Annotated in this window: 7 protein-coding genes and 2 pseudogenes; 4 read left to right on the forward strand and 5 right to left on the reverse strand. The window is 60.2% G+C overall.

Annotation, left to right across the window (positions count from 1 at the left end):
* Positions 1 to 41 precede the first annotated feature (41 nt).
* Complete coding sequence (locus ABZ532_RS30880) at positions 42 to 590, reverse strand: ATP-binding protein (RefSeq protein ID WP_361291153.1); 549 nt, start codon at positions 588 to 590, stop codon at positions 42 to 44.
* A gap of 167 nt (positions 591 to 757) precedes the next feature.
* Between ABZ532_RS30880 and ABZ532_RS30885 the strand changes: the two genes are divergently transcribed.
* Complete coding sequence (locus ABZ532_RS30885) at positions 758 to 1,357, forward strand: ISAs1 family transposase (protein ID WP_361291156.1); 600 nt, start codon at positions 758 to 760, stop codon at positions 1,355 to 1,357.
* A gap of 115 nt (positions 1,358 to 1,472) precedes the next feature.
* Positions 1,473 to 2,438 carry an ETX/MTX2 family pore-forming toxin gene (locus tag ABZ532_RS30890; RefSeq protein WP_361291159.1) on the forward strand — a complete coding sequence of 322 codons (966 nt, stop codon included), beginning with the start codon at positions 1,473 to 1,475 and terminating at the stop codon, positions 2,436 to 2,438.
* Positions 2,439 to 2,784: 346 nt separating this feature from the next.
* On the opposite strand, the gene ABZ532_RS30895 is transcribed toward ABZ532_RS30890, so the two are convergent.
* Positions 2,785 to 5,430, reverse strand: coding sequence for a LuxR C-terminal-related transcriptional regulator (locus ABZ532_RS30895; protein ID WP_361291162.1), 2,646 nt, complete (start codon positions 5,428 to 5,430; stop codon positions 2,785 to 2,787).
* 642 nt (positions 5,431 to 6,072) lie between these two features.
* Between ABZ532_RS30895 and ABZ532_RS30900 the strand changes: the two are divergent.
* Positions 6,073 to 6,189 (forward strand): annotated as a pseudogene (locus ABZ532_RS30900) (IS5/IS1182 family transposase); the annotation flags it as partial.
* A 13-nt stretch (positions 6,190 to 6,202) separates the two neighbouring features.
* Here ABZ532_RS30900 and ABZ532_RS30905 read toward each other — a convergent pair.
* Complete coding sequence (locus ABZ532_RS30905) at positions 6,203 to 6,739, reverse strand: transposase (RefSeq protein ID WP_361291171.1); 537 nt, start codon at positions 6,737 to 6,739, stop codon at positions 6,203 to 6,205.
* A complete protein-coding gene (locus tag ABZ532_RS30910; RefSeq protein ID WP_361291165.1) occupies positions 6,736 to 7,170 on the reverse strand; it encodes a winged helix-turn-helix domain-containing protein in 435 nt (144 codons plus the stop codon). The genes ABZ532_RS30905 and ABZ532_RS30910 overlap by 4 nt, the downstream gene beginning before the upstream one ends.
* Before the next feature lie 169 nt (positions 7,171 to 7,339).
* Between ABZ532_RS30910 and ABZ532_RS30915 the strand changes: the two are divergent.
* Positions 7,340 to 7,486, forward strand: a pseudogene (locus ABZ532_RS30915) (transposase family protein); the annotation flags it as partial.
* 33 nt (positions 7,487 to 7,519) lie between these two features.
* Here ABZ532_RS30915 and ABZ532_RS30920 read toward each other — a convergent pair.
* A complete protein-coding gene (locus tag ABZ532_RS30920) occupies positions 7,520 to 8,476 on the reverse strand; it encodes an AEC family transporter (RefSeq protein ID WP_361291168.1) in 957 nt (318 codons plus the stop codon).
* Positions 8,477 to 8,771: the final 295 nt, after the last annotated feature.

An 8,771-nucleotide genomic window follows, 5' to 3' on the forward strand; every position in this document is an offset into this window, starting at 1 on the left:
CGGCCGCGCCGGACACCGCCTCCTCCGCCAACGCATCCTGCTCAGCTGACAACCGCACCCGAGCGATCACCAGCTACGAAAATCTTGTAAGAGCCGAAAGCTTTACATACCCCGGTGCAACGGTGCTCGGCAGCGTCGAGATGGTGTGCTGACTGCCGGGCTTCCCAGTGCTCGTGGATTGCAAAAACACCGCTCGGTTCTGTGGTAATGGCGTCGATCACGAGGGTCCCTCGTCCATGCTCGTCGGACCCGCAGCTTCGCGTCCACGTGCCCTCCTGCGTGGTCGGGCCCCCGTCAGTGACTTTGATACCCACAGATACCTGAGCTTCACCTGGGAGTAGATGCAGCTCCAGAACCACAGGGGGTAGGGCGTGTTCCGTTGAGTTGGTGACCAGCTCTGAGACAACGAGTAGCGCGTCATATATTTCCTCCTCGCTCATACCCCAGTCTTCGAGTGCCGCACGGGTTTCCCTGCGCGCCATGGATGCAGCGGCGGAAGAGTGCGGGAGCTGATAGCGATGGCTGTCTGTCGCGTGCGACTCCGATGCCGGCACCAGCCGGAGGTCCGACGTTTCTCGCGGGGTGTTCATGCCTCAAGGGAAGCGCGAGACCAGGGGATCGCACATGTGGCATAGATGCCCATTTACCTCCCGGGCGGAAGTGTGTACGGCTGGCGACCCATGGCCACAGCCGGGCCGCGGGTCTGCCACCGCGGAAGCGCACAGCCCGTTCCTGCGAAGCAGCCCACGACCCAGGGATGACGGCGCAGCGGCAGTCCGGGGTGGAGGTGAAGAAGGCGCACTACGTGTTCACCGTGAAGAAGTACCAGCCGACGTTCCACGAGCTGCTGCGGACGCTGCCCTGGGAGCGGGCGACCGCGAAGTTCTACCACCGCAGCCAGGGCCACGGCCGTAGGGAACCCCGGGTCGTCCAAGTGCTCACGGTCGACGACCTGGACTTCCCGTATGCCGCCCAGTTCGCGAAGATCACCCGGCACCGCACCAGCCTGAAGACGGGGAAACGGACCCGCGAGACCGTCTACGTGATCACAGACCTCACCAGCCGACAGGCATCACCGGAGAAGATCGCCCGCCTCGTGAGATCACAGTGGGTGATCGAGAACCGGCTGCACTTCATCCGCGATGTCACCTTCCACGAGGACCGCTCCCAAGTCCGTACCGGGCACGGCCCGGAGAACATGGCCACCCTGCGCAACCTCGCGATCAACAAGCTCCGTGAGCACGGCCAACATCGCAGCCGGCCTCCGCGAGATGTCCTACGAACCCTTCACCCGCCCCCTCGCCCTCCTTGGCATTACCCCGTGACCAGCGCCTTCACCAACCCCGCAGGACTTTGAAACAGCCCTGACGTGAAGGACCGCCGCGTGGGCAATGATTCCCTATCGACCCGGGGGAAGAGCTCTGTAAAAATCAGCAACGGCAAATGCTACTGACTTCCCTAAAGGAGGACATATGGAAACGGCTCGACGTAAGCGTGCCCGACTGTCGACTTCTGTAACCCTCGCTTCCCTTCTGGCAATATCAGCATCACTCCTGCCAGGTACAGCACACGCTGAGGGCGGATTCGAGTATAAGTACCCGACCGCCGACAGAATCACCGACCTTGATTTGCTCATCAAGGACGCGTATGGAAAATGTGCAGGATCTTTCGGATCGGATGCTGTACACGTAGACTCGTCGAAAATGGGCGTGCAATACGAGAGTGCCAAGGTTCGGAGCGTTAGCCACTCCTCTGCCTCGGATAAGTCATCCACTTTTATTGATAGCGAGCTGTCCAATCCCACATCAAGGGAACTTAACATCACATCTGGTGAGGTCCAGCACACATTCACGGACACCAAGACAACAAGGACTCAGCGAGGCTTCAAGATAGGTAATGTGATTAATTCTGCCAAACTTGGTTTCATCTCAGGCATTGGGGCCTCGCCTGAGTTTAACCTCGCAACGGGGGAAGATAACACCAAGACAGAAACCCGTACCTATGTTGCACCGCGTCAAACCATTCCGGTCCCACCGAACACCATGGCCAAGGTGACGACCCTGATGACACCCACAAAAGCCGTTGCTGATATGGACATCAAGGCCAAGCTGACTGGGAGCATCTACGTTAGCTCCCCGCATGATCGCCCCGGGACAAACTGGCCGGCCTTTGGGTGGCTTTATGAAATGAGCCATATGTTGGATTGGGATTGGGATTGCTCCGATCGCGGCTATAACTTCACCTTGTCTCATCCTCAAACTCTTGAAGAAAGCGGGCAGGGGTGGGGGTGGTTTGACGGCGGATCTGCCTACTTTGACGGCGCGGTGAAGGTAGAGGCCGAAGGTGCAAAATTCGTGACCACCGTTGAATACTACACGCTCGACGGAAAGACGAAAAAGAATATACCTCCTGTCGCGCTTGACGGGGATACTCGCTGATTGCGCCATCTCCGGATTAATGCTGGCCTCCTCGCACGTTGGCAGCCGCAGATATATCTGCGGCTGCCATCTGCGCTGGCCGACCTTTCCTCTACAGGGGTCGGTGTTCTGTTTTTCAGCACATGGTTGCACGGGACGTACCGGACTCCGCAAGGAGTAGCGGTTGCAACGGCGGTATGATGCAGGGACGTACGGGGTGTTACTCGTCGATGCCACCGCGGCAGCTGTCGCCCAGAGTGGTCGGTAAAGCAGCCGGGATCGGTGGCCGGGTGTGTAGCGGTCAGCACGGCAGTGCACACCCGAGTGCCGGGCGTCAGATGCGATTACCGTGGGCGTTCCGTGCCGATCAAGAAGGGCTTGCTGACGGCCCTGAGCCTCTTCCTTCTTCGATCGCTCGCCTGAGTGACCTTCTATCACTAATGCCCAATTTGACGTAGATTTTCTGAAGATGGTTGTCGACGGTTTTTCTCGATATGCGGGCACGCTCGGCGATTTCGATACTGCTGAGGCCCGGTGCGGCGAGCAGAGCGATCTCCATCTCGCGTTTGGTGAGTGAGGACGTCATTTCTGGACTCATCAACGCGGGGGTATCCGCTCCTTGACACTGTTTTGCCAGTGAGGCCATGCGAATGTCAGCTGAGGTGGCTGGTCGTACTCTTCCCATCCTTCGCCAAGCGGAAGCAGCTGAAGCGGCAGCTTCCGCGGCAAGCAGGGTCGCTCCTGCATCCTCTAGGGAGTCACATATCTCAAGGAGTCGCTCTGGAGCGTTTTCAACCTTGGCCCGGGCGTAATCTGCGTACACCCCCATGAACCAGCCGTCTGTCGCGTCGGCTATCTCAGCCAGTCTACCGGCGTAGGAGGTATCCCCCAACCTCACGGCTTCCAGAAGTAGCCGTGATTCACTGGCGATGTTTCCCTGGTCTCGCGCTTCGATTATAGCGGTATTCAATTTGGCAAGCGCTGAAGGTAGGTCGCCGCAAGCCACCCGCACCCACACTGCGTCCAGTGCCAACTCGGGTCGGTAGATCCCCCAGGTCGGCAGCGGGGATTCTTCCCGCATAGCTTCCTCGGCGTCTTTCGTGTCGCCCAGTACGGCTGCCGCCTCCACGGCCCTACTCAACGCGATTCGGAGGGTCCCCCTCAGTGAATGGCGACGGGCCAGGGAAGCCCCTTGCTCCGCCCACCGCCTTGCGGTGAGGGGCATGCCGAGGAGCATGGCGTAGCGTGAGAGCGTCACAGCCAGCCATGCCTGGGGGCCGGGTGCTTCGTCGGCGGAGGCGTCATCCCAAGCGTATTCCGCCGTTTCGTAGGCTTCATTCAATCGCCCCGACTCCGCGAGTCCGAAAATAACCGGAACGAGATAATGGGCCGGATGTGGCACGCCGACAGGATCGTCGTAGGAAACTCGCCGACCATATGCCTCCTGGCCGAGAGCGAGTCCCTTCTCTACTTGCCCGACGGCGATCAGCGCCGTGGCCTTTGCACATAGCCCAAGGATTCCTGCTTGCTCGTCCGAATCAAGGTCCACTTGGGCGAGCATGTCGAGGGCAGATTGGTGCAGACCGAAGGATACAAGTACCGATGCTCGCGCGGCATCGAGACGCAGGCGGAGTTTCGCGGATTCTACCTGGGATTTTGTCCTGTCGATCATCTGCAAAGCGGATTCACTGTCGGTCACTCCCCAGGCAAGGATTCTCGCCTGGTTCACCACTACCTTGGTGATCTCCTCATCACAAGTGGCGCGTGCGGCCGATTTCTGGAGCACCTCCCACGCCTCGGTGATTCTTCCAAGCTCATACAGTGCCTCCCCTCGAAACAGGTGCGGTGTGCAACCGTCATCGACTCGGCAGAGAGCTTCGGACAATTCCAGCACGGTGGAGAAATCATCGACGCTTCTGGCGACCATGATTCCTTTCAGCAGCAGCTCTGGGTCTGCGGAACCTGTGGCGAGAAGATCCCACTCAGCGACTCTCATCGGATCCTCACGGCGTCGCATTCCGTGAATTCGTGTTCGCTCCGCTTGGCGAAGGAGTAGGCTCTGTCGCTGAAATGTGGGGAGAGTCTGTCGCAGAAGGTCTGCGTACACGGGATGGCTCAGGTTCAGGACTTCCCTGCGGCCTTGCCGTGTTACCACAATCACTCCCTTTTCCTCAAGCTCGCGCACTTCCTCCCTGAAATCCCGGCTCGAGAGCGGTTGGCACAGCGCGAGGAGGTTCAGTAGTTCAAAGGCCTCAGCGCTGCACCCCTCGAGACGCTTCTGCAGGATGTCTTTGAGATGACGTGTCACCGGAGGGTCGCCGACCAGCTGCCACAAGCCATGTCGATTTACCATGGCGGAGCGGGAAAGGGCTCCTGTGATGAACTCGCGAAGGAACAATGGGTTCCCTGAACTTTTCCGGTATAGAAGCTCTACCGAGCGCGGCTCTACGTCTCCCTCCAAAGCCGCTGTCAGCGCAGCATGTGTTTCGTGAAACGTAAATTCTTCGAGTTCCACGTGGAGGGAGCGGTCGTCATTCTGTAGTGCGAATGATGCTCCCTGTAGGCTTGCGTGAGCGTGAGAGGGAAGTGTCCCTACGAGAAAGACTGTTTTATCGAATAGTAGTTGAGAGATCAGTACGGCCGATGCCTCATCAAGGAGATTCATGTCGTCGACGACGAGCAAGAAACGCTTGCCCTCCGAACTGATTTTCCGGAACTCGGCTCGTGACGCTTGGAACACCTCGCTTGGACTGCTGAATTTGAGTGGTATGGGAATGAGGTGCGCCACAGCGCAAAGCGGAATTCCGGAATCGAGGCTAGGGACTGTCTGCCCCGTGGAATGTCCTGATGTCTCGGCGATTATTCTGCACTCCTCGGCGAGTCGAGACTTGCCGACACCGGTTTCACCGTGAATGATGTAGTTGTGCGTCCGCTCGTCATGTATTGACTCTCGAAACGATCTGAGTTCCCTTTCTCGGCCGATAAATGGCCAAACCCTTGTCTCGTAGTCCATGAGCAGCTCCTAATGCGCGGACCCGGCTTCAGCCACTATACCGACGGCGAGCACCCCTTGCATCCGGAGATACTTTGAGCCTGGCGTGCATGCTGTCTCCGGGCTACTACAGGGGAGCTTCGGAGCTTGCCGTTGGCGTTGTTCGAGGAGGCTCGAGTGGATCGCGCGGGGATTGTTCACGTGCAAAATTTGATGGATCGGGGCGGGGCCAATAGTGTGCCCGTTTGGGGGCACCGCCTCAGCGGGCTCACGATGGTCCGTCGCCGCGGAAGAGCGGCCTATCGGTCAAAACTCACGGGAGTGCGGCACCCGCCCATACAACTACAACGAGGTTCACGCAAAGCAGTTACGGAATAGGAGATTTCGATAATGTGAAGCAAGTAATGCTCTACCTCGAGTTTATCTATACACATGCACTTCATTCGACTCCACTTCCCTTCCTTGTTTGTTCGCATTGACGCCGCTGCTTGCGGCGATGAATTAAGATCTGCTCACACCAGAAAAACGCAAATGGCCGCCAAGATAAGATCAGCGATGTCGCGACCTTAAACCAGAACTATCATTTAGCACTCCAGCAGCGGATTGAGGCTGATCCTTTGGAGTGGACACCCTGACAATGGATCTTGATGGTCCAGGGAGGGATGCGAGCGCCAGGGCGTTGCCATCCTGGCCGATCTCGCCTACCAGGGCGGCGGCCCCTGGCTGACCACGGGCATCAAACGCAGACCCCTGCAGGAACTCACCCCCACTGAGAAGACTCGTACTGAGGTTTTCAGGGTGGGGTCGGTGGGGTGATAGCCAGGCCGGTGGCGGTGAGGCAGCCGTCGATCAGGTGGTGTCGGAGCTGGATCCTGCGTAACTCTCGGCGGAGGACGAGGTCGAGGTCGTCGGAGGTGTCGAAGGCGGTGTTGGCCATCGCCCTGCGGACGAGTGACCAGACGGCCTCGACGGGATTGAGGTCAGGCGCATATGGCGGAAGCCGGACGGTGGTGAGCCAGTCGTGTTCGGCCTCGTACCGTTTCAGCCCGGCGGCGAGGTGGGTGTTGAGGTTGTCCCAGACCACCACGATCGGGCCGTCGAGCTGGATATGCGCGCGGACCAGGAGGTCGCGGTAGTCCTGCCAGGAGAAGCTCTTGCGTGCACCCTTGAGACGAAGATGGGCACGGGGCCGGTGGATGAGGCGGCTCCTCTCGCCTGGTTTGTAGCAGCACAGGGCGGCAACCGAGGTCCGGCGGCGGGACCTGCCACGGACACGGATGACGGGGGTCTGCCCGCGCCGGCCCCAGGTGCGGCCACGGGGCGGCGTCATCGAGAATCCGGCCTCGTCCTCGAAGACGATCCAGGCCCCGCGGGCCGCCGCGAGCCTTTTACCCGGGGCCACACCTCCTTCTTCCACAGCTCCACCGCATGTTCGTCCCGCTCGAGGGCTCTGCGGGCGGGTGCCTGCCAGGACCAGCCGTGCCGCTTCAGCAGCCTCCACACCGTCGCCACCGACAACGTCAGGCGCAGACGCCGGCGGATCACCGTCTGGACACGGGCCAGGGTCCACCGCTCGTCATCGAAGCCGTGCGCGGCCGGTCCCTTGCCGAGTTCTTCCTCGAGCACGGCGAACTGGCCGGCGGTGACGGTTGGGGAGTTCGCCGGACCCGCCGAGCGCAGGGCCTCCATGCCGCCCTCGCGCCAGGCACGGCGCCAGCGCTCCACCGATCGGACACTCACCCGCAGGTCCTTCGCGATCACCGTGGTCTTCTCGCCCGCCGCGAACCTCTGCCCGGCCTGAAGCCGGATCCCCTCACGAAACGCCCGACGCTCAGCGGTCAGGCCCCCCGCCCTCTGGATACCTCACCTCACCGGCATACCGCAGGGATCATGAACCGTCACCACCCGACGACAACCCGAAAACCTCAGTAACCGCGCCTTGGCCGCTGCACGGGCACCCGTCGAACGCGTTGTTGCCCGCCTGAAGTCCTGGCAGATCTTCCGCAGATCCCGAGGCAGTCCAAACCGCATGACGTCAATCGCCAAGGCTGTTCTCACCCTGGAGCTGCAACGCTGAAGAAGGTCAATGATCGGAGTTACGCCGAATTTCTTACAACCCCCACGATAAAAAAGAACCCTCAAACAGGAGCACCGCGGTCAGTGTGACGATGCCGAACACAGTGGAGAACAAGGTGGTGGAGGCGAGCCGAGCCGGATTCATCTTGTACGTGAACGCGAAGATCACGGGGAACACCCCACATGGCAGCGCCATGAGTAGGAGTGTCTCGTCCGCGGAGGAAGTCCGCGCTCCCAGTACGTACAGTAGGCCCACAGTCAGCAGCGGTTGGAAGAGGTTTTTGATGCCGATGCCTGTGAATACGACACGGTCGATTACCTGCTTGTTCTCGGCCAAGATGAGGCCGGTGAGGAACAGTGCAGAACCGCCAGCGGCGACTCCGATGACCTGAAGGGACAGGACGGCGAAGTGCGGAAGCGGAACAGGCACGACCAAGGTGTAGCAAAGGCCGAGGAGGGGCGCCCAGACCACAGGCTTGCTGAGGGCGGCGCGAATGGCTTGCCGGGCTCGCGGGGTCGTTCCGTCGCGACTACTCCTTGCCAAGTCGCGCTCGACCAAGGCCAGACTCAGAGGAATAACGGTAACCACCGCTACGAGCAAGCTGAGGGCGACGCCGAGTTGTCCGATGGGGCCGTACAGGTTGTTGGCCAGGGGCAGTCCGATGGGGGCGTACGCGCCCACGCTCACTGCCATGGTCACGAATGAACTCTCGGCGACTGTGAGGTGGAAGGCAACCCGAAAAAGCGCGTAGGCGAGGGCGTAGGTGACGAGCACGACGATCAAAAATACCAAGAGTTGCTGATGCCGTGTGATGATCGCGGCTCGTGAGTTGGCCAAAAACGCCGCCGCGAGTGCGGCGGGGATAGCGAACGACATGGTGAACTTGTTGAGACCCATTACTTGCTGATGGTCGAACAGGGCACGCTTTCCGGCGCCATAGCCGAGCCCCAGGGCGAAGAAGATCGGCACCAGGGCATTAACGATCAGCATGAGGGGGGATTTGTCTCTGTACTCACCCGTCCGACCCTATACCTATGCGGGAAGTGCCCAGATGATTGACCACGAGGCGGTTTGACGTGGCGCAGCCTGGCCACCCTGACGATTCCCACCGACGCCGGTGGTTTCCAACAACTGCTGGCGGCCTATTCATGGGGGTTTTGGTCTGGCTGCCCGTGATCATGTAGACGGCTCTGCTCGGTAGCGTGACGGTTGCGAAGACGTCAGGAAGCTACCAGGGCAGGGCCGTTGAGCTGGGACGTTACGACAGGGCTGGAGACGGATCAAC

The organism is Streptomyces sp. NPDC019396, assembly GCF_040632375.1.
In the GTDB taxonomy this organism is placed as follows: Bacteria; Actinomycetota; Actinomycetes; order Streptomycetales; family Streptomycetaceae; genus Streptomyces.